The sequence below is a fragment of the Novosphingobium sp. PASSN1 genome, assembly GCF_002278815.1.
The window spans coordinates 167,954-193,596 of the sequence record NZ_NKIS01000004.1; the positions used below are offsets into that span (position 1 = coordinate 167,954).

General features: G+C 64.6%; 21 protein-coding genes. 10 read left to right on the forward strand and 11 right to left on the reverse strand.

Going from position 1 to position 25,643, the window contains the following annotated elements; genetic code table 11:
• Positions 1–95: 95 nt before the first annotated feature.
• Together CFE35_RS08995 and CFE35_RS09000 are read left to right on the forward strand one after the other, a co-directional pair.
• Positions 96–1,547: a M20/M25/M40 family metallo-hydrolase gene (locus CFE35_RS08995; RefSeq protein ID WP_292930164.1), complete on the forward strand. Its 1,452-nt coding sequence runs from the start codon at positions 96–98 to the stop codon at positions 1,545–1,547.
• Positions 1,548–1,779: 232 nt separating this feature from the next.
• A complete protein-coding gene (locus CFE35_RS09000) occupies positions 1,780–3,237 on the forward strand; it encodes a M20/M25/M40 family metallo-hydrolase (protein WP_292930166.1) in 1,458 nt (485 codons plus the stop codon).
• Between the two features lie 50 nt (positions 3,238–3,287).
• Here CFE35_RS09000 and CFE35_RS09005 read toward each other — a convergent pair whose 3' ends face one another.
• Entirely contained in the window at positions 3,288–4,295 is a 1,008-nt protein-coding gene (locus CFE35_RS09005; protein ID WP_292930168.1) for an NADP-dependent oxidoreductase, read from the reverse strand.
• A 217-nt stretch (positions 4,296–4,512) separates the two neighbouring features.
• On the opposite strand from CFE35_RS09005, the gene CFE35_RS09010 reads away from it, so the two are divergent.
• Complete coding sequence (locus CFE35_RS09010; protein ID WP_292930170.1) at positions 4,513–5,292, forward strand: DUF4197 domain-containing protein; 780 nt, start codon at positions 4,513–4,515, stop codon at positions 5,290–5,292.
• Positions 5,293–5,295: 3 nt separating this feature from the next.
• On the opposite strand, the gene CFE35_RS09015 is transcribed toward CFE35_RS09010, so the two are convergent.
• On the reverse strand, positions 5,296–7,998 hold the full coding sequence (locus tag CFE35_RS09015; protein ID WP_292930172.1) for an EAL domain-containing protein: 2,703 nt from the start codon (positions 7,996–7,998) through the stop codon (positions 5,296–5,298).
• Between the two features lie 158 nt (positions 7,999–8,156).
• Here CFE35_RS09015 and CFE35_RS09020 point away from each other — a divergent pair, with 158 nt between their 5' ends.
• The 3 genes from CFE35_RS09020 to CFE35_RS09030 all read left to right on the forward strand — a co-directional run bounded on the left by CFE35_RS09020 (position 8,157) and on the right by CFE35_RS09030 (position 11,853).
• Positions 8,157–8,978 carry an alpha/beta hydrolase gene (locus CFE35_RS09020; RefSeq protein ID WP_292930174.1) on the forward strand — a complete coding sequence of 274 codons (822 nt, stop codon included), beginning with the start codon at positions 8,157–8,159 and terminating at the stop codon, positions 8,976–8,978.
• A gap of 116 nt (positions 8,979–9,094) precedes the next feature.
• Complete coding sequence (locus CFE35_RS09025; RefSeq protein WP_292930176.1) at positions 9,095–10,843, forward strand: D-aminoacylase; 1,749 nt, start codon at positions 9,095–9,097, stop codon at positions 10,841–10,843.
• The gene (locus tag CFE35_RS09030; protein WP_292930178.1) at positions 10,840–11,853 is read left to right on the forward strand and encodes an NAD(P)-dependent alcohol dehydrogenase; all 1,014 of its coding nucleotides are present in this window, start codon (positions 10,840–10,842) and stop codon (positions 11,851–11,853) included. Before CFE35_RS09025 ends, CFE35_RS09030 begins: the two co-directional genes overlap by 4 nt.
• A gap of 3 nt (positions 11,854–11,856) precedes the next feature.
• Here CFE35_RS09030 and CFE35_RS09035 read toward each other — a convergent pair whose 3' ends face one another.
• The 6 genes from CFE35_RS09035 to CFE35_RS09060 form a co-directional block, all read right to left on the reverse strand.
• Entirely contained in the window at positions 11,857–13,272 is a 1,416-nt protein-coding gene (locus CFE35_RS09035; protein WP_292930180.1) for a methyl-accepting chemotaxis protein, read from the reverse strand.
• Between the two features lie 301 nt (positions 13,273–13,573).
• On the reverse strand, positions 13,574–14,701 hold the full coding sequence (gene dnaN / locus CFE35_RS09040) for a DNA polymerase III subunit beta (protein WP_292930182.1): 1,128 nt from the start codon (positions 14,699–14,701) through the stop codon (positions 13,574–13,576).
• A gap of 216 nt (positions 14,702–14,917) precedes the next feature.
• Positions 14,918–15,439 (reverse strand): hypothetical protein, encoded by a 522-nt coding sequence (locus tag CFE35_RS09045; protein ID WP_292930184.1) that lies wholly within the window; start codon positions 15,437–15,439, stop codon positions 14,918–14,920.
• Between the two features lie 5 nt (positions 15,440–15,444).
• Positions 15,445–16,209 (reverse strand): 3-oxoacyl-[acyl-carrier-protein] reductase, encoded by a 765-nt coding sequence (fabG, locus tag CFE35_RS09050; protein ID WP_292930186.1) that lies wholly within the window; start codon positions 16,207–16,209, stop codon positions 15,445–15,447.
• A 3-nt stretch (positions 16,210–16,212) separates the two neighbouring features.
• On the reverse strand, positions 16,213–17,148 hold the full coding sequence (fabD, locus tag CFE35_RS09055) for an ACP S-malonyltransferase (protein ID WP_292930188.1): 936 nt from the start codon (positions 17,146–17,148) through the stop codon (positions 16,213–16,215).
• A gap of 29 nt (positions 17,149–17,177) precedes the next feature.
• Entirely contained in the window at positions 17,178–18,014 is an 837-nt protein-coding gene (locus CFE35_RS09060) for an LD-carboxypeptidase (protein ID WP_292930190.1), read from the reverse strand.
• A 60-nt stretch (positions 18,015–18,074) separates the two neighbouring features.
• On the opposite strand from CFE35_RS09060, the gene CFE35_RS09065 reads away from it, so the two are divergent.
• A complete protein-coding gene (locus CFE35_RS09065) occupies positions 18,075–19,499 on the forward strand; it encodes a Mur ligase family protein (RefSeq protein WP_292930419.1) in 1,425 nt (474 codons plus the stop codon).
• Positions 19,500–19,522: 23 nt separating this feature from the next.
• On the opposite strand, the gene CFE35_RS09070 is transcribed toward CFE35_RS09065, so the two are convergent.
• Entirely contained in the window at positions 19,523–19,885 is a 363-nt protein-coding gene (locus CFE35_RS09070) for a winged helix DNA-binding protein (protein ID WP_292930192.1), read from the reverse strand.
• Between the two features lie 356 nt (positions 19,886–20,241).
• On the opposite strand from CFE35_RS09070, the gene CFE35_RS09075 reads away from it, so the two are divergent.
• On the forward strand, positions 20,242–20,916 hold the full coding sequence (locus tag CFE35_RS09075) for a 2OG-Fe(II) oxygenase (RefSeq protein WP_292930194.1): 675 nt from the start codon (positions 20,242–20,244) through the stop codon (positions 20,914–20,916).
• Between the two features lie 639 nt (positions 20,917–21,555).
• Here the strand turns inward: CFE35_RS09075 and CFE35_RS09080 are convergent.
• Positions 21,556–23,214 (reverse strand): lysine--tRNA ligase, encoded by a 1,659-nt coding sequence (locus CFE35_RS09080; RefSeq protein ID WP_292930196.1) that lies wholly within the window; start codon positions 23,212–23,214, stop codon positions 21,556–21,558.
• 103 nt (positions 23,215–23,317) lie between these two features.
• Here CFE35_RS09080 and CFE35_RS09085 point away from each other — a divergent pair, with 103 nt between their 5' ends.
• Positions 23,318–23,998: a nitroreductase gene (locus CFE35_RS09085; protein WP_292930198.1), complete on the forward strand. Its 681-nt coding sequence runs from the start codon at positions 23,318–23,320 to the stop codon at positions 23,996–23,998.
• A 34-nt stretch (positions 23,999–24,032) separates the two neighbouring features.
• The gene (locus CFE35_RS09090) at positions 24,033–24,614 is read left to right on the forward strand and encodes a hypothetical protein (RefSeq protein ID WP_292930200.1); all 582 of its coding nucleotides are present in this window, start codon (positions 24,033–24,035) and stop codon (positions 24,612–24,614) included.
• A gap of 39 nt (positions 24,615–24,653) precedes the next feature.
• Here CFE35_RS09090 and CFE35_RS09095 read toward each other — a convergent pair whose 3' ends face one another.
• Positions 24,654–25,535, reverse strand: a complete 882-nt coding sequence (locus tag CFE35_RS09095) for a flagellin (RefSeq protein WP_292930202.1) — start codon at positions 25,533–25,535, stop codon at positions 24,654–24,656.
• Between the last annotated feature and the right edge of the window lie 108 nt (positions 25,536–25,643).

Here is a 25,643-nt window from a genome sequence, read left to right on the forward strand (position 1 = left end):
AACGCCTGAAAATTGTTCAAGGTCAATGCGGCTCGCATTCAGACTTCTAGGCGGCCTCATAGGTATTAACCATGATGCTCACCGGAGCTTGCATGATGAGAAATGGAAGTATCTGGCGCGCAGCGCTGGCACTGGCCGTTGTCGCAAGCGGGACGCTTGCCGCAAACGCGGCCCTGGCGGCCGAGCCGGCCCTTCCAGCGGCGGGATCGGACGCCGGCCAGACGGCCTTCCGCGAACTCTTCCGCGAGATGATCGAGACCGACACATCGGTGAGCACAGGGAACTGCAGCGCGCTGGCAGAAAAGATTGCCGCGCGGTTTCGCAACGCAGGCTTTGCCGCCGACCAGATCACGCTGTTTCGCGATCCGGCCATCGCGCTCGATGGCGGCGTGGTCATCACTGTGCCGGGCAGATCAAAAAAAGCGAGACCGATGCTGCTGCTCGGCCATATCGATGTTTCCAGTGCCAATCCCTGGCACTGGAAGACCGACCCGTTCAAACTCATCGAGCGGGACGGCTATTTCTACGGGCGCGGCGTGGCGGACATGAAAGCGCTCGATGCGATCTGGGTGGACACGCTGCTCCGCCTGCGCGCCGAGGGATTCAAGCCGAAACGCACGATCAAGCTGGCGCTGACCTGCGGGCATGAATCCAGCGCGCAGGCCAATGGTGCCGAATGGTTGGTGCGCCGCCGACCCGACTTGCTGGATGCGCAATTCGCTCTGACCGAGGGCGGCGGCGGCCAGATAATCGGGAGCGGCAAAGCGGCCATCCAGACCATCGCCATTGGTGAAATGACGACGGCGACGTTCGATATCGAGACATTCAGCGCGGGCGGCCCCAGTTCGATCCCGACCGATGACAACGCCATCTCCAAGATGATCGATGCGCTGTGGAAGGTTCGGGCGTTCAAATTTCCGCTGCACCTCAACACAGCGACGCGCAGCTATTTGGCAGCAGTAGGAGCCCACCGCAGCGATGCCCTGGGCTCGGCCATGGTGCGGCTTGCCGCCGATCCATCAGACGCTGCGGCCCATACCCTGGTTTCAGCAGACCGATTTCTCAACCCTCTGGTGCACACCACCTGCCTCACCACTCTGATTCAGGGTGGTTTTCTTGTGACGGCGATTCCGCAGACCGCCAAGGCGACGATCAGTTGCTACATCTTGCCCGGCGAGGATGCCGAAGGAACGCGCACCGCGCTGTTCAACGCCATCGGTGATCCCAATCTCGTCATGTCCCGCGTTGGCCGGGTAAGTCCGGCGCCAGCGGAGCCGCCGCAAGACCCCCGCATCCTGCGCCCGGCGGCAAAACTGATCGCCCGCTATTTTCAGGGCATGGAACTGGTGCCAGCGACCAGCCTGCTTGCTACCGACGGGGCGTATCTCGCGAAGCTTGGCGTGCCGGTCTATGGCGTGCCGGGCCTGTCGTTTGAGCCTGATGGCAACAGCGCCCATGGCCACGATGAGCGGCTTGCCGTGCGATCAACCTACATCGCGCGGAATTTTCTCCACGATTTGGTGAAAGTCTACGCTGCGCAGAAGTAAGCTAGGGCTCGGATCAACGCAGCGTCACGCGGACCGGTTGCCGAGCGTCGGCCGATTGCCCGCAACACGCTCGTGCTCCCCACCACAGGCCTCCATCGAATGGCTGTGCGCGCAGGCGCAACGGGATTGCCGGTCTCAGCCCGACATTTGCGGGAAATCAAAGCAACGCATTGCTCATCGACTAGGGTTGCGCCAATATTTTAACTATAATGCTTAACCGGAGCCGAACAAGATGACTACGTGGACCGCATGGGGTGCTGCACTGGCACTTGCACTCGTTCCGGGTGGAGTTCTTGCAGCAGACGCGAAGGCTGGGGAGAAGGCTGATGCAACCGCTCCAGCATCTCGGCAAAGCGCCGGGCAGCTCGCGTTCCGGGATCTGTTTCGCGAGATGGTCGAGACCGACACTTCGGTGAGCACCGGTAGCTGCACCGCGCTGGCTCAGAAGATCGCGGCGCGGTTTCGAGCTGCGGGATTTGACGAAGGCCAGATCACGCTGTTTCGCGATGAGACCTTGCCGCTCGATGGCGGGATTGTCGTCAGCCTCCCGGGCACATCGGGCAAGGCGAAACCGATGCTGCTGCTCGGCCATCTCGATGTCGTCAACGCCAAGGCGCAGCACTGGAAGAGCAATCCCTACGTACTCACCGAGCGAGACGGATACTTCTACGGACGCGGCGTGGCCGACATGAAAGCGCTTGATGCGATCTGGATCGACACGCTGCTGCGCTTGCGGGCAGAGGGCTACAAGCCGAAGCGCACCATCAAGCTGGCGCTTACGTGCGGTGAGGAAACCGGCGGCCGGATGAACGGTGTGGAATGGCTCACGCGGCACCGGCCCGAACTGCTCGCAGCTGAATTTGCGCTCAACGAAGGCGGCGGCGGCATGACCGACGGGCGGGGCAAAGTGCTCAGCCAATCGATCGTGATCGGCGAGAAGGCCAATCGCAACTTCGACCTCGAAGCATTCAGCGAGGGCGGCCACAGTTCGATACCGAACGACGACAACGCCATCTACAAACTGGCCGATGCGCTGGTAAAAGTGCGTGCAATCAAGTTCCCGGTGCGGTTCAACGACACGACCCGCAGCTATTTCGCCAATATCGGCTCGAGGCGCGGCGATGCGCTGGGTGCCGCAATGGTCCGCCTTGCCGCCAATCCTGCCGACGCTGACGCGGAGAAGACGGTCTCTGCCGACCGCACGATGAATGCGATGCTCCGCACCACCTGTGTCGTCACGCTGGTTCAGGGGGGCTACCTGCTCAATGCGCTGCCCCAGACGGCAAAGGCTTCGATCAACTGCCGCATCCTCCCCGGCGAGGATGCCGAGACGACCCGCGACACAATGTACATGGCGATCGGCGATCCGCAGATGGTCCTTTCCCCTGTGGGCCGGGTGCGCCCATTGGCGGTCCCGCCGCCACTCTCCGCCAAAATCCTTCAGCCCGCGAAAAAGCTGATCGAGCGCTACTACCCCGGCGTCCCGCTGGAGCCAGGGATAATGACCGGCGCGACCGACGCGACCTACCTTGGGCCGATCGGCATCCCGACTTACGGCGTCCCCGGTCTCTATACCGACCCTGATGGCAACAATGTCCACGGCCACGATGAACGGATCGCGGTGCAATCAGTCTGTCGGGCGCGTGATTACCTGTACGATCTGGTCAGGGCTTACGCTGCGCAGGAGTAGGCTGCCGACAAACCGGCTGCCTGTGGGGCAGCAAGGTCAGGGCTGATCAATCAAGGGCGCACCAGCAGGTTTCCGGTGTGTCCGCCCGCGAACAGCAGAAGCAGCGCCTCGGCGAAATGTTCGATGCCATCGACGACGTGTTCGGGCAGGTTCACTTTGCCTTCACGCATCAGGGCGGCGATTTCTGATTTCGCCTCTGGGAAGCGAGCGGCGTGGTGCGTCACGACGAAGCCTTTCATCGCCGCGTTGCGTTCGGCAAGCTTCAGGTAATTCTTGGGCCCGCGCACGTTGGTAAGATCGGAATATTGCGAGATGGCGCCGCAGATGGCGATGCGCGCATCCGCCGGTGCGAGGTTGGCGAGCGCGACATCGAGGATTTCGCCGCCGACATTATCGAAGAACACGTTGATCCCGTCGGGCGCTGCAGCCGCGACTTCGGCGGCGAGATCGGCGTTCTTGTAATCCACCGCGACATCCGCGCCGAGCCGTTCGATGAGGTAGCGGCACTTTTCCGGTCCGCCCGCGATGCCGATGACCCGCGCGCCGCGCGCCTTGGCCAGTTGCACCACCATAGAGCCGACTGCACCCGCAGCGCCCGAGACGAGCACGGTATCGCCCGCCGCAACTTCGGCCACAGCAATCAGGCCGACCCATGCGGTGAGCCCGGTGGTGAGGCCGAGCGGCCCCACATAATCGCGCGGCTGGATGCTGTTGGAAAGATCGAGCTTGGTCAGCGCCGCTTCGGGCATCAGCGCATGGGTCTGGGCCGAGAGCAGGCCATAGACCCAATCGCCGGTGGCCAGCGCATCGCTCGCGCTCGCGACCACCTTGCCCACGCCGAACGCGCGGATCGTGGCGCCGAGGCCTGCGGTTTCGTGGAAGCTGCCGGGGGTGAGCGTGGTGCGGATCCACGCGTCCATCGAGAGCGTATCGACCGCGACCACGACATGACCGGCAGGCACGTCCGCGATTTCGGCTTCCTCGATGCCGAAATCTTCGATCAGCGGCAGACCTTCGCGGTAGTGCCGCAAGAAAACGCGGCGGTTGGTGTGCGGCATGGCAGAAATCCTTGCGGCGATGATACGCAGACCCGACGCTATGCCAGCGGAGCCCGGGCCGGCCATTGCCTAATTGATTAGCGGGCGGCTGCGCGGGGCCGGTCCATTCTGGCGGACTGGCCCCTTGTCGAGCGCGACTGGGCAGCGCAATCTACCGATAATTACGGACTGGGCAGGAACTCTGGCTGGCAAACATCACACGGGAAGGAACAAGGCCATGCGCACGAAGGCACTCTGGCTGGCGGCGGGGATCACACTGCTCGCAGCGGGAACGGCCACCGCCCAATCCGCGCAAGATGCCGGAGCGCTGCTTGGGCGGATCCTGGGTTCGGGTACGCCAGCCCCCACGACCACACCCTCCCCGGCCGCGGCCCCTGCGGCCCCCGTGGGCGTGACCAATCGGCAGGCATCGGGCGGGCTGAAACTGGCGCTGGGCAAGGCGGCCGAGCGGGTGGTGGCGCAATTGGGCCAGCCCGGCGGGTTTGCCAATGATCCGCGCGTGCGGATCGGGCTGCCGGGGGCGCTGGGGCGGCTTGACGGGCTGTTTTCCACGCTTGACCGCGCAGGGGTGACTGATGGCCTTTCCGGCAAGCTCAATGCCGCTGCCGAAGGCGCAGTGGGGCAGGCGCTGCCGCTGCTCAAGACCGCGATCACGCGCATGACCATGACCGACGCGCTCGGGATCGTGACCGGCGGCGATACCTCTGCCACCGACTATTTTCGCCGCACCATGGGGCCAGACCTGCAAGCGCGGATGAACCCGGTGGTGAGCAAGTCGCTATCGGGCGTGAAGGCGTTTCAGGCGCTCGACAGCTTTACCGCGAAGAACAGCATGATCGCAGGCCAGTTCGGAGCGAGAGACCTGACAGGCTATGTCACGCAGAAGGCGAGCGACGGGGTATTTCTCTACCTTGGCGAGCAGGAGCGCGAGATCCGGCGCAATCCGCTGGGCACCGGCAGCAAGCTGATCGCAAAGATCTTCGGCAAAGTGCTTTAACCTTCACCCGACCTTGCGCTGGTTTGCGGCGGGATCGGGAAACGGGATCGTCGACTTGATCGCCACCGCGGCGATGCGGCCATCCTCGTCAAGCCGCAGGGGCTGCGAGAACTCGACCCCCATCCGGTCATCGCTTGCCCAGCGGCAAGTGGCGGTGACGGTGTGGCCATCGGTAAGCTGGATGCGGAAGATCGTGCCCGGCGGGACATTCCACAGCCCTTCGACGAGGGCGCCCGTCAACGACATGTTGCGCACGGTGCCGTTGTAGCGGTGCCCGCCGTGATCGAGCACCACGCGGCGCAGCATGGCCTGGCGCGAGGCGCGGGCTGAACGGGGGCCGCGGGCGATGGCGATGAGGCCGGTGGCAAGGCGCGTCTGCGTGGCGGCGGCGGATAGCGGGCGTTCGTAGATATAGCCCTGCACGTGGCTGCAACCGAGCATGCGGACGAGATCGAGCTCGTCGAGTGTTTCCACGCCTTCCGCGGTCGTTTCCATGCCGAGCGCTTCGGCAAGGCTGACGATCGAGGCGATGATCGCGCCGTTGCGGCTACCTGCCTGCGTGGCGCCGCGCACGAAGGACTGGTCGATCTTGATCTTGTCGAACGGCGCGCGCTTGAGATAGCCGAGCGAGGAATAGCCGGTGCCGAAATCATCGAGCGCAAGGCGCACGCCGATCCCCTTGAGCGCGCGGAACATGGATTCGGTGGCGATATCATCGCCCAGAAACACGCTTTCGGTGATTTCCAGTTCGAGCCGATCCGCCGCGACACCGGCCGCAGCAAGCGCGCTGGTGATCATGGCGGGGAGCGCGGGATTGGCAAATTGCAGCGGCGAGACGTTGACCGCGACGCGCACATCGGACGGCCACTGCGCAAGGTGCTGGCAGGCGGTGCGCAGCGCCCATTCACCGATTGTAACGATGAGCCCGGCATCCTCTGCGATGGGCACGAACTTGGCCGGTGAGATGAAGCCGTGCTGCGGGTGGTTCCATCGCAGCAGCGCCTCGAAGCCGGTGATCCGCTCTGTCGCGGTCTGCACCACGGGCTGGTAATAGAGTTCGAGATTGCCGTGGGTGATCGCGTCGCGCAGATCTTCTTCAAGCTGGCGGCGCTCTTCGGCATCGCTGTGGAGATCGGCGGCGTAGAAATGGAAGCGCCCGCGCCCGGCGTCCTTGGCGGCATAGAGCGCAAGGTCGGCATTGCGGATCAGCGCCTCGCTGGTCACCCCGTCATCGGGCGCGAGCGCGATGCCTAGCGAGGCACCGATCATCACGCGGCTGCCCTCGATCGAATAGGCCTGGGAAAGCTGCTCGATGATCCGTTCGGCGAGATGTGCGAGCTGTTCGCGCGCGATCTTGCCCGCAAGAATGACCTGGAATTCGTCACCGCCCAGCCGACCGACCCGGCCGACCGTGCCGATGACCCGCTCCAGCCGCTGCGCGACCTGCTTGAGCAGGGCATCGCCAGCGGGGTGGCCCAGCGTATCGTTGACCTGCTTGAAGCGATCGAGATCGAGCAGGAACACGGCGCAGGCGCGGTGCTGCTCGCTCGGCGCGGTGAGGATCTTCTCCAGCGTCTGCGACATCTGGAAGCGGTTCGACAGGCCGGTCAGCGAATCGAAATGTGCAAGCCGCGAGGCGTGTTCCTGCGAGCGGCGCTTTTCGGTGAGATCAGTGCCCGAGCCGCGGAAGCCCTGGAAGTTGTTGAACGCGTCATACGTCGGGCGGCCCGTGACGGACCACCAGCGTTCTTCATCCGTGACCGCCGCGCGCACGGCGAGTTCGCTGAAGCTGGAACGAGCCGAGAGATGGAACGCCAGTGTACGTTCGCCCTCGCCCGATTGTTCCGAAAGGTTGAACAATTCGGCGAAGGGCCGGCCGATGAAGTATTCGGCATCGCGGCCCAGCGCTTCGGCGACCGGGCGCGAAAGATACGTGATAAGGCCGCGCCGGTCGGTCTCCCAGAACCAGCCCTGCCCGGTCTCCTCGTAATCGGCGAGGATTTCCTCGGCGCGGGTCTGGAGGCGCACGCCTTCTTCCGCCACGAGGCGCAACTTGAGGTCGATCTCGCGCTGGCGCAGATAGGCCGCCACCGCGATAACGCCGCCAATCAGCAGCGAGGTGATCCCGCCCGCGAGGTTCGTGACCCAGGTAACGCCCGACCACATCGCCACTTCGGCGGTGAGCATGCCCGCGAGGCGGCCTGATTCGGTGACCGTGGCGAGCAGCGAGATGGTGACGAGCAGCGCCAGCGCCTGCACCCACGGCACCACGCCGCTATGAGCCCACATACCGATGGCGAAGCCATAGATGAACAGCGGAATGCCAATGGAGGCGCCCATCAGCGCCATGCGCACCGCGGTCGAGTGATCCTTGCTTTCCTCGTACGCCGAGGTGAAGCGCGCGACGAACAGCAGCGCGGAAGCGAGCAGCGCAAGGAGCGGCGCGATGATCGGGCGCACCGAGAAATTGGCAATCGCGAGGCCGAACACGCCAAGCACCATCGGCAGCGCCATGTGCGGCCATTCGCGCGCGATCAGCCCGCGCCCCGGGCCGGTGCCAAACAGGAACGCAGCCCCCGCCACATCGGACCGGCTGACCTGGGAACTCGGCACACGTTCGCGCCGCCGGTGCGTACGCGCGAAATCGCGCGTGGCACGCACAGGTTCGGCCAGCGATGCAGCAATGTCCCCGGAGGATTGGCTCATTCCCGCCAAATGCGCTTAACTGCTTTGAGAAACCGTTAAGGCTGCTGCCAGACCGGACCTTTTTTCCGCAGTTTTCCGAAGGTTTTCTTTTGCTGACGGCACCGGAATGCTAGGGGGCGCAGCAACGCTTTGTTTTACATGATTGCCAAGGATTTCTCGTGGCCACGACTGCCAGCTTCACAATGATCGGCGTGGCCGGACGTCGGCTGCGCGTGGGGCAGTGGCATCCCACGGGGGGGCCTGCGCGGCCGGGCGCGCCCGCAGCGAACCCACTGGTGATCCTGGGCGGGATCGGCATGAACATGGAGATGCTGGAGCCGATCGCCAGCCGCCTGCCAGACCGCCGCATCCTGAGCTTCGATATGCCCGGCATCGGCGGCTCGCCCGATCCGATCTTCCCCTACACAATCCCGCACATGGCGCTGACGCTCGCCGCGCTGCTCGACCGGCTGCATATCGAGACGGTCGATCTGCTCGGCATCAGCTGGGGCGGCGCGGTGGTGCAGCAGTTCGCCTTCCAGCACCGTGCGCGCACCGGCAAGCTTGTCCTCGCGGCGACTTCAGCGGGCGGCACGATGATCCCCGGCAATCCCTCGATGATCAGCAAGATGCTGGATCCCATGGAATATTCGGCCGAGAAGGCGCTGCGCCGCAACCTTGCCATGTTCTATAATGGCGGCGGGGCAGACCGCGTTTCGCTGAATGCCGCAACCGCCCCCTCGCCGCTGGGATGGAGCTGCCAGCTGGCCGCTTTCGCCGGCTGGAGCAGCGCCGCGTTCCTGCCGCTGCTGGGTATGCCGGTGCTGATCATGGCCGATGAGGATGACCAGCTGATCCCGCCCGCCAATGCGCATTTCCTGCACAATGCCGTGCCGGGTAGCCAGCTGGAGATGAGCGAGGGCGGCGGGCACTTGTTCATGCTCGCCCGGCCCGATCCGTTCATCGCGCGGCTGAGCGGTTTCCTGACCGGGACCGCCTGAAGGTCCCCGATCACGCCTGCGATTGACCGCAGGCCAAAGCTCTGACTTAATCGCCCAGTTAAACGCGAGGGCCGTCCACGACGAATCGGCTCCGCACGGGAACAGGAGCCTGCTGCATGCCGACTTACGACCTCATCCTCCGGGGCGGAACCATTGTCGACGGCACCGGCCGGCCGCGCTTTACCGGCGACGTTGCGGTGCAAGGCGGGCTGATCGCGGCTGTCGGCAAGGTTTCCGGCACCGCCAAGCGCGAGATCGATGCGAGCGGCAAAGTCGTCGCGCCGGGCTGGGTTGACGTGCACACGCATTATGATGGGCAGGCCACCTGGGATCAGGAAATGGCGCCCAGCTCGTGGCACGGCGTGACGACGGTGGTCATGGGCAACTGCGGCGTGGGCTTCGCGCCCGCCGCGCCGGACCGGCACGAGTGGCTGATCGGCCTGATGGAAGGCGTAGAGGACATCCCCGGCACCGCGCTGGCCGAGGGCCTCAAGTGGGATTGGGAGAGCTTCCCCGAATACCTCGACGCGCTGGAGCGCCTGCCGCGCAGCGTGGACGTGGCAACGCATGTGCCCCACGGCGCGGTGCGCGCCTATGTGCTGGGGGACCGCGAGCGGCCGGGCGCTGTGCCGACCGACGAAGACATTGAAGCAATGGCAAAAATCGTCGAGGAAGGCGTGCGCGCGGGCGCGCTCGGCTTTTCCAGCAGCCGCACCATCATCCACAAGTCGATCGATGGCGAAGTGGTGCCGGGCACCACGGCTACGGCGGACGAACTGATCCGCATCGGCCGCGCCATGGGCCGCGTGGGCCACGGCGTGTTCGAGATCGCCAGCGACATGAAGCGCGAATGGGACGAGTTCGGCTGGATGGGCGCGCTGAGCCGCGAGACGGGCCTGCCCGTCACGTTCGCCGCGCTGCAATCCATCGCCAAGGAACTGCCGCTTTCCGAGCAGATCGAGGAAATGACGCGGCAGAACGCGAACGGCGCCAATATCGTCGCGCAGATCGCGCTGCGGGGCAACGGCATCGTGATGAACTGGCGCGGGACCGTGCATCCGTTCCTGTTCCGCCCTTCGTGGGCCGCGCTTGCCGCGATGCCCTGGGAAGACCAACTCGCGCATCTCGCCGATCCGGTGTTCAAGAAGATCCTGCTTTCGGAAAGCAACGTCTATCCCGACACCGATATCGTCCACCTCTACCACGTGATCGGCGAAGGCTGGGCCAACCAGTACGAGATGGACGGCGAGTTTGATTACGAGCCGCAGGCCGATGCCAGCATTGCCGCGCGCGCGGCGGCGGCGGGCGTCTCGCCCGAAAGCTATGCCTATGATCTGATGCTGGCCGATGGCGGCACCGGTTTCATCTACCTGCCGATCCTCAACTATGCCGACGGAAACCTTGATTTTCTTGAGGAATTGCAGTCGCGCGACGATTGCGTAAACTCGCTTTCGGATGGCGGCGCGCATTGCGGCACGATCTGCGATGCGGCCTCGCCCACGTTCATGCTCCAGCACTGGGTGCGTGATCGCAAGCGTGGGCAGCGGCTTTCTCTGGAGCAGGCGGTGAAGCGCCAATGCCACGATACCGCGCGGCTCTATGGCATGAACGACCGCGGCGTGATCGCGCCGGGGGCGCTGGCCGATCTCAACGTGATCGACATGGACGCGCTGAAGCTGGGCAAGCCGTGGCTGGCGTTCGATCTGCCGGCAGGCGGCAAGCGCCTGCTGCAGAAGGCGGACGGCTATCTCTACACGATCAAATCGGGCGAAGTGACCTTCGAGAACGGCACCTGGACCGGCGCAGTGCCGGGGGGCCTCGTGCGCGGGCCGCAGCAAGCCGAAATGCTGGAGGCCGCAGAATGAGCAATTCCGCCATCCGCATCGGCGCACCGGCAACGCTGGACAGCCTGCACCTTGATCTGCTGCCGGACTGCGGCAATCCCGGTCCGGGCCAAATCCGCGTCCGCCTGCGCGCGTCCTCGCTCAATTTCCACGATTTCGCGGTGGTGACGGGCATGATGCCCGCCGCTGCTGGCCGCATTCCGATGTCGGACGGCGCTGGTGAAGTCGTGGCCGTGGGCGAAGGGGTGACGGGCTATGCGCCCGGCGATCTCGTCGTCTCCACCTTCTTCACCAACTGGGACGACGGCGCGCCGCCCGCGACCGCCTTCAGCACGGTGCCGGGCGACGGCATCGACGGCTATGCGCGCGAGGAAATCGTCGCCCCGGCGAACTGGTTCACCCGGGCGCCCAAGGGCTATTCGGCGGCCGAAGCGGCGACGCTGACCTGCGCGGGGCTGACCGCATGGCGCGCGCTGTTTGCGGATGGATCGGTCAAGCCCGGCTCGACCGTGCTGGTGCAAGGGACCGGCGGCGTTTCAGTCTTCGCGCTGCAATTTGCCAAGGCAGCGGGCGCGCGGGTGATCGCGACGAGCTCTTCAGACGCCAAGCTGGAGCGGATGCGCGCGCTGGGGGCCGATGAGCTGATCAACTACAAAAGCGTGACGGAGTGGGGCGTCAAGGCGCTGGAACTGACCGGCGGTGTGGGTGTCGACTGCGTGGTCGAGATCGGCGGCGCAGGTACGCTCGATCAATCGATGACGGCGGCCCGCGTGGGTGGCCATGTCGCGCTGATCGGCGTTCTGGCGGGGTTTGCCGGGCCGGTGCAGACAGCGGCTCTGATGTTCAAGAACTTGCGCGTGCAGGGCCTGACCGTCGGCAGCCGGGCGATGCAGCTCGACATGATCGCCGGCATCGAAGCCAATGGCCTCCGCCCGGTGATCGACAGCCATTTCCCGCTGGCGGGCCTCACCGATGCCTTCCGGCATCAGGCGAGCAATACCCACTTCGGCAAGATCGTCGTCGATATCTGACCCTCAGGCGGCGCGGCGCAGCGGCGCCTCGCCGCCCATGGTCGGCTGGGCCAGCGCGAAGCGGCCGACGAGCGCAGCCATGCGGTCGGCCTCGCCCGCCAGATTGCGCGAGGCGGCGGTCGCTTCCTCGACCATCGCGGCGTTCTGCTGCGTCATGACGTCAAGTTCTCGCACGGTTTCACGCACCTGGCCGATATTGGTGGCCTGCGCGCTGGCGGCCGAAGCGATATTGCTCGCCAACCCCGCGATTTCGCCGACTTTGCCAACGATCCGCGCGAAAGTATCGCCGGTCTGGCCGACAAGCGCGACCCCGCGTTCGACCTGAACCGAGCTCTGGCCGATCAGCGTCTTGATATCGAGCGCGGCTTCGGCGGAGCGCTGGGCGAGCGCGCGCACTTCGTTGGCGACCACGGCAAAGCCGCGCCCGGCATCCCCGGCGCGGGCGGCTTCCACTCCAGCGTTGAGCGCAAGGAGATTGGTCTGGAAGGCAATGCCATCGATCGTGGCAATGATCTTGCCGATTTCCAGCGCGGAATCGTGAATGTCGGTCATCGCCTGGACGGCTTCATCGACCACGCCGCCGCCCGCTTGCGCATCGCCGTGGGCGGCCTGCACGGAATCGTGGAGGTGTGCGGCATCGCCTGCGGTGCTGCCGACGCTGGCGGCCAGCGCCGTCATCGCCGCCGAGGCTTCTTCGAGGCTCGCGGCCTGCTGTTCGGTGCGGCGCGCGAGATCATCCGATGCCTGGCGGATTTCCTGCGCGCCGACATCGACCGCGCGCGAGGTTTGCGCCACATCGCCGAGCGCGGTGCCGACTTGCGAGCGCATCTTTTCGAAATCGCTATGGATCGCGGCAAATTCATCGGGCAGGTTTTCGAGCGGCGTGCTGAAATCGCCGTCGGTCATGCGCTGGAGCGCAGCGCCGAGCGCGCTGATGACATTGCTGCGGCGCTCCTCTTCGACCGCGAAATAGGTTTCGACCGCGATTTCCATATCGAGCAGCGCCATCTTGACGAGCGTCGCGATGCGGCGCGCCTTGCGCTGCGCCAGAGGGCCGGCGAGCTCCTTGATGATCGGTTCGAGCACGCTGGCATAAGCGCCGATATACCATTGCGGTGAGAGGCCGATGCGGGCGTGGACTTTGCCGACTCTCTCGGCGCGTTCGAAATAGGCGGCATTGGCGCCATGGGCGAACAAGGCCTGCCAATGCGCGATCTGCTTGGACTTGGCCGATGCCATGGCCGAAGTGGAGGAAAAGAAGCCTGCCGTTTCAGAGGTGGCGGCGATCCGATCATAGAGCTTGTCCAGAGCGGAAGAACCTGCGTTGGCGATCGCTTTGCTCAAGTGTGGCAGCTGAGACTTGTCTTCCGCACGGAGCGCAAAAAAGTCCAATTTTCCTGAGATGTTGCGATTGTCCATCGTCGTGCTTCCATCCGATTTGTGTCCGAATCGGATACGCCCACACCAATTGGCAACGGCGAAATGGTCTATACGCGTCGATCCGTAGTCGGCGCGCAACGATTACGCTGGGCACTTTGGAGATCGCGCAAGGATTTCAGAAGCTTCGCAGCTTTCCGATCAACACGGACAAGGAGGCCTGCCCTTTGGGGCAATTCGAGCACCTGAACAGATTGTCCGCAGACTGCGGCATTGGTGACACTGTGAAGGTGCTTTGAACCCAGCAATGTCCGCTGCTCACAGCCCCGAACAGAAGCCCCGCTTACACCCGCATCGGCATCAGCACATAGAGCGCGGCAGACTTGTCGTCCTTGCGGATCAGGGTCGGCGCACCGGCATCGGCGAGGTGCAGTTCGACCATGTCGCCGTCGATCTGGCTGAGGATGTCCTTCAGGTAGTTGGCGTTGAAGCCGATCTCGAAGCCCGCAGCGCGGTACTCCGCCGCGATTTCTTCCGCCGCCGTGCCGTTTTCCGGGCTGGTGACCGAGAGCGTGACCTTGTCGTTTTCCAGCGCCATCTTGACCGCGCGGGTCTTTTCCGTGGCGATGGTGGCGACGCGGTCAACGCCTTCGAAGAAGCTGCGCGGATCAAGCCGCAGCAGCTTGTCGTTGCCGGTGGGGATCACGCGGCTGTAATCCGGGAAAGTGCCGTCGATCAGCTTGCTGGTGAGCACGACGCCGTGTTCACCGCCGAGGGTGAAGCGCACCTTGCTGGCGGAAAGATCCACCAGCACGGCCGTATCGAGCACATCTTCGAGCAGCTTGCGCAGCTCGGCCACGCATTTGCGCGGCACGATCACATCGGGCATGCCTTCGGCGCCATCCGGGCGGGCGATGGTATAGCGCGCGAGGCGGTGTCCGTCGGTCGCGGCGGCCTTGAGCACCGGCTGGGCTTCATCGGCCACATGCAGGAAGATGCCGTTAAGGTAGTAGCGCGTTTCCTCGGTCGAGATCGCGAAGCGGGTGCGGTCGATCAGTTCGGCGAGGAGGCGTGCGGGAATCTCGAAGCTCGTCGGCAGATCGCCTTCGACGATCACCGGGAAATCATCGCGCGGCAGGGTGGGCAGCTGGAAGCGGCTGCGCCCGGCCTTCACGACCATCCGGCTATCGGCGCAATCGAGGCTGACCTGGCTGCCATCGGGCAGCTTGCGCGCGATATCGAACAGGAGGTGCGCGGATACGGTAATCGCGCCAGGCCGCTCAACCTCACGCGCGGGCATGATTTCCACGATCTGGAGATCGAGATCGGTCGCCATCACGCGCACCGAGCCATCGGGCGATGCCTCGATCAGCACGTTGGAGAGGATCGGGATGGTGTTGCGCCGCTCCACCACCGATTGCACGTGGGACAGGCAGCGTAGCAAGGTCGCGCGTTCGATCGTGGCCTTCATTCTCGTCTCGTGTCCCCCGCCCTGCCGGCCTGCACGGAGCAGACTGTTCAGGGCCGTGTCGCTGGCGTTGCCGCACGTATGGAATCACGCACGGAAACGCGGTGTTGCTGGACTGCCTTCCTTAACGCGCGCCCCGGCGCGGGCAAGCGCAAGCGGCTTTCCGGACCCCGAAGCTGTGCATAAATGCGGCGAAAACGGCGGGGTTGCCCCCTCCGGTCAGTCCAGCACGCGCAAGGCATCGAACATCTGCGCGGTGGCGGCGATCCACGCGGTGATCAGGCCCCAGCCAACCGGGGTAACCTTGGCCGGATCCTTGCCCGCTTCGCTGAGCGCGGTGGACACACGGCGCAGATCGCCCTGCGTGACCTGCGTGGCCGGATTGTTGGCATTGCCGGGACCGATATCGAGCGCTTTGTCGATCAACGCGGACGGGATGCCCTCACCCGCCAGCCGCGCATCCAGCCCATCGCGCGCCATGCGGCCAAGCACGTAACCGAAATAGGCCTCGCGCTCCTTGTCGCCGAGGAACTGATCGGCGGCGCAGCGATCGACGAGGGCGCGCAGGGTATCGAGCGCGGGCCTGTTCTTCGTCTCGTCGAGCGTGAGCGTGGTTTCGGCGAGCTGGACATCGAGCCCCTCAGGCGCAGCGATGACCGCGCAGGCGAGTGCCTGCGGCGCGCGGGCATGCGCCACGCCGGGCAGCGCGGCCAAAGCCAGCAGCAGCAAGGCGCGCCGCATGGCGATCAGGACAGCATCGCCATGCCGCCGTTGACGTGCAGCGTCTGCCCCGTGACATAGCCCGCATCACGGCTGGCGAGATAAGCGACCGCCGCGCCGATATCGCCGCCCTCACCCATGCGGCCCATCGGGATGCGCGCATTGAGCGCGTCCTTCTGCGCATCGGGCAGCACGTCGGTCATCGCGGTACGGATGAAGCCGGGGGCAACACAGTTCACCGTGATTCCGCGCGTGGCGAGTTCCTGCGCGAGGCTCTTCGACATGCCGACGAGGCCCGCCTTGGCGGCGGCATAATTGACCTGCCCCGGATTGCCGGTGGCGCCCACCACGCTGGTGATGGTGATGATGCGGCCGAAGCGCGCCTTCATCATCGGCTTGGAGGCCGCGCGCATCAAGCGGAAGGCGGCTTCGAGATTGACGCGGATGACCGCGTCCCATTCCTCGTCCTTCATCCGCATCGCGAGGTTGTCGCGCGTGATCCCGGCGTTGTTCACCAGAATGTCGACCTTGCCGAGCGTGTCGATCGCGGCGGGGACGAGATGCTCGACCTGCTCGGTGTTCGAGAGATCGCACGTGATCTCGACATGGTCGTGACCATAGGTGTCGTTCAGTTCCTCACGGAACGAACGCAGCTTGGACGGGTTGGTGCCGGACAGCGCAAGGCGCGCGCCCTGCTTTGCCAGCGCGTGGCTGATGGCCGAACCGATGCCGCCAGCGGCGCCGGTGACGAGAGCGGTCATGCCGGTGAGATCGAAGAGGCGGTTTTCCATAGCTCAGAGTTCCTTCGCGAAGGCTTCGATATCGGCCATGCCGACGAGGCTGGCAACCGCCACGTCAGCCACGGTTCGGGTGATCATCGGGCCGACGACCTTGCCGCCGAGTTCGACGAAATGCGTGACGCCTGCCGCGCCCAGCGCGATCATGCTTTCGCGCCAGCGGACGCGGCCCGTGACTTGCTCGACCAGCAGGCGGCGCACTTCGGCGGGATCGGTGACAGGGGCAGCGGTGACGTTGGCCATGAGCGTGACTCGCAGCGGCCCCGGCGGGGTGTGCTCCAGCGCCTCGGCCATGGCATCGGCGGCGGGCTGCATCAGCGGGCAGTGGAAGGGGGCGGAGACGGGCAGCAGCATCCCGCGCTTGATGCCGTGGTCTTTCGCACCGGCGATGGCGCGTTCAATCGCGCCGGTGTGGCCCGAAAGCACGACCTGGCCGGGCGCGTTGTCGTTGGCAACGGTGCAGACTTCACCCTGCGCGGAGGCTTCGGCGAGCGCGGCAGCCTGATCGATTTCAGCCCCGAGCAGCGCGCACATTGCGCCCTCGCCCACCGGCACGGCGGCCTGCATGGCGGACCCGCGCAGGCGCAGCAAGCGGGCGGTATCGGAAAGGCTGAACGCCCCGGCAGCACACAGCGCGGTATATTCGCCCAGGCTGTGCCCCGCCACGAACTGCGCCTTGTCGGCCAGCACGAGACCGCATTCCTTTTCCAGCACGCGCAGCACCGCAATGGCATTGGCCATGATCGCGGGCTGGGCATTGGCGGTCAGCGTGAGTTCGTCTTCCGGCCCCTGCGTCATCAGCGCAAACAGCTTCTGGCCGAGCGCGTCATCGACTTCCTCGAACACCTCGCGCGCAGCGGCGCTGGCGGCGGCAAGCTCTGCGCCCATGCCCAGCTTCTGGCTGCCCTGCCCCGGAAAAACGAATGCCCGCATCAACAAACTCCTGCTGTGAAGCAGCGCGCCTAGTGATTCGGAAGGGTCGCCTCAAGCCCGAATGCGACAATCTTGTTATCAATATCGTGGCCGATATCGGCGCGGCCGAGGTAGGGAATGCCGCTGCGCGCGCACCAATCGCGGGCGATGGCTTCTTCATCCGCGCCGAAGGGCACATCGTTTTCAGGCACATCGCCGATCCGGCCGAGGCGCAGGCCCGCCACCCCGCCAAGGTGCGCGGTGATGTGGAAGAACAAGCGGTCGACCGCGTAGAGGTGTTCGGAAACCTCCTCGACCAGTACGACATGGCCGGTGAGATCGGGCATCAAGGGCGTGCCGCAGAGCATGGCGAGCGTGGTGAGATTGAAGGCGGCGCGGGGGTGGCCGTCGGCGGCAGGTTCTTCATCCCAGCGCTCTCCCGCCAGCCAGCGCAAGGCGCGGCGCACTGCCTCTGCCCCGCCTTCGCGGCGGATATCGCCCGGCATCGGCGCATGGGCGGGCTGGCCGATCCCGGCGCGGTAGAGCCCGCCCAGCAGGTAGCCGGTATCGGAATAGCCAAGGAAGGCCTTGGTGCGGGCGGCATCGTTCATGCCTGCGATGGCGGCCTCGGCAATGCGGTTCGAGCCATAGCCGCCGCGGGCAAACCACACCGCATCGAACGCCGGATCGTTGGCGCATTCGAGCAGGGCCGCGAGGCGCTGGGCGTCGGTTCCTGCGAAATGCCCTGCTTTGGCAAAGCACTGCGGGTGAAACATCAAATCCAGCTGCGGCATATCCGCCGCCAGCGCGGTGACGGCGGCGGCATCGGCGGGCGTGATCGGGCGGGCAGGCGCGCAGATGGCAACACGAACGGCGTGGTGAGGCATGGCGCACCCTAACCCGGTTGCGCTGCGCGGCAAGGGCGCATACCGAATTGGGCCATGAGCATGGACGACACCACAAGCCTTACGGCGCAGCCCTGGTTCTTTTGCGGCATCGGCGGTTCGGGGATGCTGCCGCTCGCACTGATCCTGAAGGGCAAGGGCGCCGACGTGGCGGGATCGGACCGCAGCCGCGATCAGGGGCGCACGCCGGAAAAGTTCGCGTGGCTGGAAAGTCTGGGCTTCGCGCTCCATCCGCAGGACGGGAGCGGGATCACTTCGGCGCAGCAGATCCTGGTGGCTTCGGCGGCGGTGGAAGACACGGTGCCCGAAATGGTGCGCGCGGGCGAACTGGGTTGCCAGCGGATGCGGCGCGCGGAACTGCTTTCGGCCTTGTTCAACGCGGCAGGCACCAGCATCGGCATTGCCGGGACCAGCGGCAAATCGACCGTGACAGGCATGCTGGGGTGGATCCTGACGGCCTGCGGGCGTGATCCGACGATCATGAACGGCGCGGTGATGAAGAACTTCGTGCGCGCCGACGCGCCCTTTGCCAGCGCGCGCGTGGGCGGGCCTGCGGGGCCGTTCGTTTCCGAAGTGGACGAAAGCGACGGTTCGATCGCAGCCTATGTGCCGACCATCGCCGTGCTCAACAACGTGAGCCTTGATCACAAGAGCCTTGAGGAACTGCGCAGCCTGTTTGGCGATTTCCTGAACCGGGCAGGCACGGCGGTGGTCAATCTTGATGATGCGGAAAGCGCGGCCCTTGCCGCTACGGCTCGGGCGCCTCTGCTAACTTTTGGCATAAGGCAGAGCGAAGCCGATATCGGGGTCCTACCCGGCAGTATTGCCGAATCGCACCTAGGCATTTTTGCCGAAGTCGAGCATCGCCGCATTGGCGAGCGCCATCGGCTGAGCCTGAACGTACCTGGGCGGCACAACCTCTCCAACGCACTTGCCGCGCTGGCGGCGGCCCATGCGGCGGGTGTGCCGCTGGGCGATGCGGTGCAGGCGCTGGCAGGCTATGCCGGTCTGGCGCGGCGGTTCGATGTGGTGGGAACCAGCCCTGCGGGCGTGACGGTGATCGACGATTTCGGGCACAATCCGGAGAAAGTGGCGGCCACGCTGGCTACATTGAAGGCGCATCCGGGCCGGGTGATCGCGTTCTTCCAGCCGCACGGCTATGGGCCGCTGCGCCAGATGGGGGCGGAACTGGCCGAAGTGCTTGCCACGCGGCTGGGCGCGGAAGACACCGCGATCCTGTGCGATCCGGTCTATTTCGGCGGGACGGTGGACCGTTCGGTGGGCAGCGAGCGGATTGTCCAGCTGATCCGGGCGCACGGCGGCACGGCGGAGCATATCCCCGCCCGCGCCGATTGCGGCGCGCGGATGGCGGAATTGGCGCGGAGCGGCGACCGCATCGTGATCATGGGGGCGCGCGATGACACCCTATCGGCCTTCGCGCGGGATGTGCTGGCCCGGCTGCCCTGAAGCGCCGGGCCAATCCGGGGTGTTCAGCCGATGGAGCCGATCGCATCCAGCAGGGATGTGGTGAGCCGCAGACCGCGGGTGGTGAGGCTGACGTAGCGGCGGCGGGCGTCTTCCTGATCGGCCACGCGCACGATCAGGCCTTCGCGTTCCAGCCGGGCGATCCAGCGCAAAACCGTGGTGGAAGGCAGGCCCGCACCGGCGCAAACGCTGGAAACCTGCAGCGCCGTGCGGGTTTTGCGGGCGATGAACAAGTCCAGCAGGATATCCCAGCCCGGCTCTCCGAAAAGGCCTTTGACCGAGCTTGCTGCATCGCGGCGGCGGCGCGCTTCATACAGCAATTTGGCGATGCGGAGGGTTTCCGCATCCAAGTCGACATGCCCGTCCAAGACCAACTCCTCATTTTCCAAGGAATCGCCTGACCCGTTTCGGCCCTGACCTGCCATGCCGATCACCTGGTTCGCCCCGCCGCTGGGCTGCCGGAGATATGGCAGTGGCTTTTGCATGGTCAGTCTTTTCGGCTTGGCGACCCAAGGGTTTTCATGATCGATCAACTGTCAATCGCGGGATATATGTAACCATATTGCGCAATATAGGTAAGCCCAGCGTATGAGAATATAGTCCAGTTCGGTTGTAACTTTAGTTACCATTCTACTGACAAGCCTCAGGTCGTTCACATTTCGCAAGGTCCGGGCCTTACCTCCTGCCACTTGGCAGCGGCGGACGGCTGCGGCATGACCGCGCGATGATGAAGTTCCGCCGCACCTCCACCGATCAGGATGCGCCCTTGCTGGCCAAAGTGGGCGAACGGGTGCGCGCGCGGCTGGAAGCGGATCCCAGCGCCTATCGCCTGCCGGTGGATGGCATCGAGCTTTACGGCGTGGCCGATTTCTTCAGTGCCGAGGAATGCACGCGGCTGATCGCGATGGTTGATGCGGTAGCGCGCCCTTCCCCCACCTATCATGGCAATGCCGATAGCGGGCGAACGAGCTACACCGGCGACGTTGACAGCAGCGATCCGTTCATCCGCATGATCGAGCGTCGGATCGACGATTTCCTCGGCATCGATCCGGACTTTGGCGAAGTGGTTCAGGGCCAGCGCTATGAACCGGGCCAGCAGTTTCGCGCGCACTTCGATTATTTCGATACATCAGCCGCCTATTGGCCAACCGAAGTGAAGCGCGGCGGGCAGCGCAGCTGGACCGCGATGGGCTATCTGAGCGCGGTGGAGGCAGGCGGGGCGACCGAGTTTCCCAAAGTGCCGATCTCGGTGCCGCCGCAGAAGGGCGCGCTGCTGGTGTGGAACAACATGGGGCCGGGCGGGAAGCCCAACCCGCTGACCTTGCACGCCGGGATGCCGGTGGAGCGGGGCGTCAAGTATATCGTGACGAAGTGGTACCGCGCGCGGCCTTGGTTTTAGGCGGGGATACCAGAGATATGCGGAAATCCGGTATCCTTCTGATTTTCCTCGCATTTTTTCTGGCTTCCTGCAAAGAAACAGAAAAATCGAAACCAGCTTATGATTGGACCACAAAATCAGTCAGGTTTCATTGCATTATCACAACAGTGATGGGCGAGGGGTCGTTTGCGAATATTGACGGCCGGATCACTGACGTTGTTACCACATCAAGAGCAGACGCAAACAGGCTGGGACAAGCCGTTTCCAAAATCCCTGAACGAAATGCGCTATATGGACGAGTGTGTATTCGAGGTACTTTTACTTACAAAACCGGAATCATCGGACATGTGCAAACCGCACCACGCACATTCATTGAGCTCTCCGATTTTCAGATAATTTCATCTGACAACAACTTGGACGAGCTTCGTGCGATCACGCATGGCCGCCCCGTGCCTCCGAAGGAGGAACAGTTTTGATGACCTTGGCTTCCGCACGACTCCACATGTGGACGAGCGCGTTGATCAGGGCCGATAATCCCGATTGGGTGTACCTGCTGGACTAGCGGTATGCGGCGAAAGGCAGCCCGGCCCCGTGTCGAGCACGGGGCGACGAAGTAGAGACTGTGTGGAGTCGCGCGAAGATGGCACTCCCAGCCTTGTCTCACTCCGTCGGCAGTTCGACGCCCTCCAGCGCTTCCGCAATCAACCGCCGCGTGCCTTCGATCCCGTAGAGCGCGATGAAGCTGCCCATGCGGGGGCCTTGGGCCGAACCCAGCAGCGTTTCGTAAAGCGCCTTGAACCAATCACGCAGCGCGCCGATGCCGTAGTGCGGATCCTTGCCGATTTCGTAGACCATGGTCTGGAGGTCTTCGGCGCTGGCGCCATCTTCGGTCGCGGCGAGTTCGGCATCGAGCGCGGCGAGGGCTGCGGCCTCGTTCGGTTCGGGCTTGCGGCGCTTGAGCGTCGGGGCGACGAAATCGCGGTTGTAGGCGAGCGCCGAGGTGACCAGCGTATCGAGCGCGGGATGCGCCGCGGGATCGGCGTTTTCGACATAGTTGGCGAGGTACGACCAGACCTGCCCCCGCGTCGCCTGCGCGCCCAGCACGCCGACGAGGTTGAGCAGGAGGCCGTAAGTGACGGGAAGCGTATCACCGTCACCGCCGTGATAGCCATTGGCGCGCAGCAAGTGCCATACCGGGTTGCCGAGCTGCTGCTCGACCGGCTGGCTGGGCAGCTTCTCGCGGAACTGCCAGTATTCATCGACCGCGCGGGGGATGATCCCGGCGTGGAGCGACTTGGCGCTCTTTGGCTCGCGGAACAGGTAGAAGCCGAGGCTTTCCTCGCTGCCGTATTCCAGCCACTGCTCGATGGTGAGGCCGTTGCCCTTGGACTTGGATATCTTCTCGCCGTTCTCATCGAGGAACAGCTCGTAGATCAAGCCTTCGGGGCGCTTGCCGCCGAGGACTTGCGTGATGCGGCCGGACTGGGTGACGCTGTCGGTCAGGTCCTTGCCGCACATCTCGTAATCGACGCCGAGCGCGCACCAGCGCATCGCCCAATCGACCTTCCATTGCAGCTTGGACTTGCCGCCGAGGATCGACTGGACGACCATTTCGCCCTGATCCTCAAACCGCACGAGGCCCGCCTGCGCATCGACGACTTCGATGGGCACTTGCAGCACTTCGCCGTTCTTCTCGCTGATCGGCAGGACCGGCGAATAAGTGCGGCGGCGCTCCTCGCGCAGAGTAGGGAGCATGATGGCCATGATCGCGTCGTACTTGGCGAGCACGTTCTTCAGCGCATCGTCAAACTGCCCGGAATTGTAGCGATCGCTGGCCGAGACGAATTCGTACTCGAAGCCGAACTGGTCGAGGAAGGTGCAGAGCATCGCATTGTTGTGGTGCGCGAAGCTTTCGTGCGTGCCGAAGGGATCGGGAATGCGGGTGAGCGGGTGGCCGAGCTTTTCGGCCAGCACAGCCTTGTTGGGCACGTTGTCCGGCACCTTGCGCAGGCCGTCCATGTCATCCGAAAAAGCGATCAGGCGCGTCGGGTGGCCACCGGTGAGCGTTTCATAGGCGCGGCGCACGAGGGTGGTGCGCAGCACTTCCTGGAAGGTGCCGATATGCGGCAGGCCCGAGGGACCGTAGCCCGTCTCGAACAAGACGGGGACGAGATCACCGTTCGCATCGCGCTTGCCGCCGGGGAAGCGTTTGACCAGCTTGCGCGCTTCCTCGAACGGCCAGGCCTTGGAGGCCAAGGCAGCTTCCGTCACTCTGGCGGTGAGAAGATCAAGCGGTGCGGGGTTTTCTGCGTTTTCCATAGTGCTGACCCTTTTGCGGATGGCCCCCTTCAGCGCAAGGAAAAGCTTGTGCGCGGGGGCACGGGGTCGCTACCGATTGGGCAAAGAAGGATTGGGAGAGGTTATGAAATTCGATGAGGTCATGCTCGGGCGGCGCAGCATACGGGGGTATAAGCCCGATCCGGTGCCGCAGAAGCTAATCGAGGAAGTGCTGCATATCGCGATGCGCGCGCCGACTTCGATGAACACGCAGCCGTGGAATTTCTACGTGATCACCGGCGAGCCGCTGGCCCGCATCCGGCAGGGCAATACCGAGCGCATTCTGGCGGGCGTGCCGGATAGCCGCGAGTTTCGCCGGGGTGAGGCGTTTGCGGGCGTGCACCGTGAGCGGCAGATCGGCGTGGCCAAGCAGCTGTTTTCCGCGATGGGCATCGCGCGCGACAACGCCGAGCAGCGGCAGGACTGGGTGCTGCGCGGTTTCCGCCAGTTCGATGCGCCGGTCTGCGTGATCGTGACCTATGACCAAGTGCTTTCGGGCAGCGACGATACTCCGTTCGATTGCGGCGGCGTGGTCAATGCGCTGGTCAATGCAGCATGGTCGCGCGGGCTGGGCACGGTGATCAACAGCCAGGGCATCATGCAATCGCCCGTGGTGCGCGAACATGCCGGGATCGCGGATGATCAGGTGATCATGAAGAGCATCGCGCTGGGCTGGCCGGACGAGAGCTTCCCGGCCAATGCCGTGGTTTCCGAGCGCAAGTCGGTGGCCGAGGCGGCGACGTTCGTGGGGTTTGAAGAGGCGTAACGCGGGAATAACCGGTGCGTGGCATGGTCAGCTGATGATCATGCCAGACCCCTCGCAAGACCTCGATTCGATCCTGCGGCGCGAACTGATGCCGGGCGAGCGCCTGCTGTGGAGCGGCAGGCCCGATCCCGCACGGCTGCGCGCACCGTTCGCGATCTGGTTTTTCGCCGTGCCGTGGACGGCGTTTGCGCTGTTCTGGGAGGCGATGGCCTTGCTGCCGTGGCTGGGCAGCACGCATACGCCGCTTGGCATTCAATGGAGCTTCGGGATCATTTTCCCGCTGTTCGGCCTGCCGTTTATCGGCATCGGCCTGAAAATGCTTTCGTTGCCGTTCAAGGCGCGGAGTAAGGCCGCGCAGACGATCTTCGGCCTGACCGACCGGCGCATTGTGCGCGTGACGGCGGGCAGGAAGCGCGAGAGCGCGAGTGTGCTGTTTGCGCAGATGGGGCCGATCGATGTGACCGCCGATGCGGACGGCTATGGCAGCTTGCGGATCCAGACCGGTACTCGCACCGATAGCGACGGCGACAAGGTGATCGAGCGGTTCGAAGTGTTTGCCGTGCCGGACGTGGGGCGGCTCGAAGGCTTGCTGCTGGAGCGCAAGGCCGAGGCCTGAGGCCTCCGGCCCCTCCCGCAAGCGGGAGGGGAGAGAGCCTTACTTGAGCAACGAGAGGACGTTCTGCTGGGCCTGGTTGGCCTGCGCGATCATCGCCGTAGACGCCTGGCTCAGAATCTGAGCCTTGGCCATCGCGGTCGTTTCCGCCGAATAATCGGTATCGAGAATACGGCTGCGCGCGTCCGAGAGGTTGGTGACGTTGTCCGTCAGGTTGTTGACCACCGATTCAAGCCGGTTCTGGCCCGAGCCGAATTCGGCGCGCGCCGCGTTGATCGACGTGAGCGAGGCATCGACGTTGTCCATCGTGGTGCCAGCCAGCACGGCGGTGCTGACGTCGATGGCCTGCGGGGCGGTCGCCGAATTGTAGGTGGTGTTGGTGCCGCCAAACAGCTTGGTGCCATCAATCGCCTTGCTGCGCAGGTCCACGGTGTCGGTGGTGTTGCTGCCTGTCTGGATCGAGAACGTGGCATCGTCCGCACCGTTGGCCGCAGGCGCTGCGCCGACGACGGTGAACAGCTTGGTGCCGTTGAACGTGGTCTTTTCCAGCACTTCGCTGACTTGCGCGGTGAGGTTGGCGACTTCGGACTGCATCGAGGTGCGATCAGTATCGGTATAGGTCGCCGACTTGGCCTGAATCGCGAGTTCGCGGATGCGCTGCAGCATCGCGGTCACTTCGTTCAGCGCGCCATCGGCGGTCTGCGCGAAGCTGATGCCATCGTTGGCGTTGCGAATCCCCTGCCCCATGCCCTTGATCTGCGAGGTCATGGTGGTGGTGATCGCAAGGCCGGCGGCATCGTCCTTGGCGCCGTTGATGCGCTTGCCGGTCGACAGGCGCTCCATTGCGACACCGGCCATCTTCGAGGCGCTGTTAGACGCGTTCGAGGCGCGGATCGCACTGATATTCGTATTGATAACTGCCATGATCCCATTCTCCACTATGGGCGAGGCGTGGGGCCCCGTTCATGTCCCGAAAGGCCAGGACGGCCATACCTTGCCGGATTTAAGGCAAGCGCCCTGCAACTCGGTGTG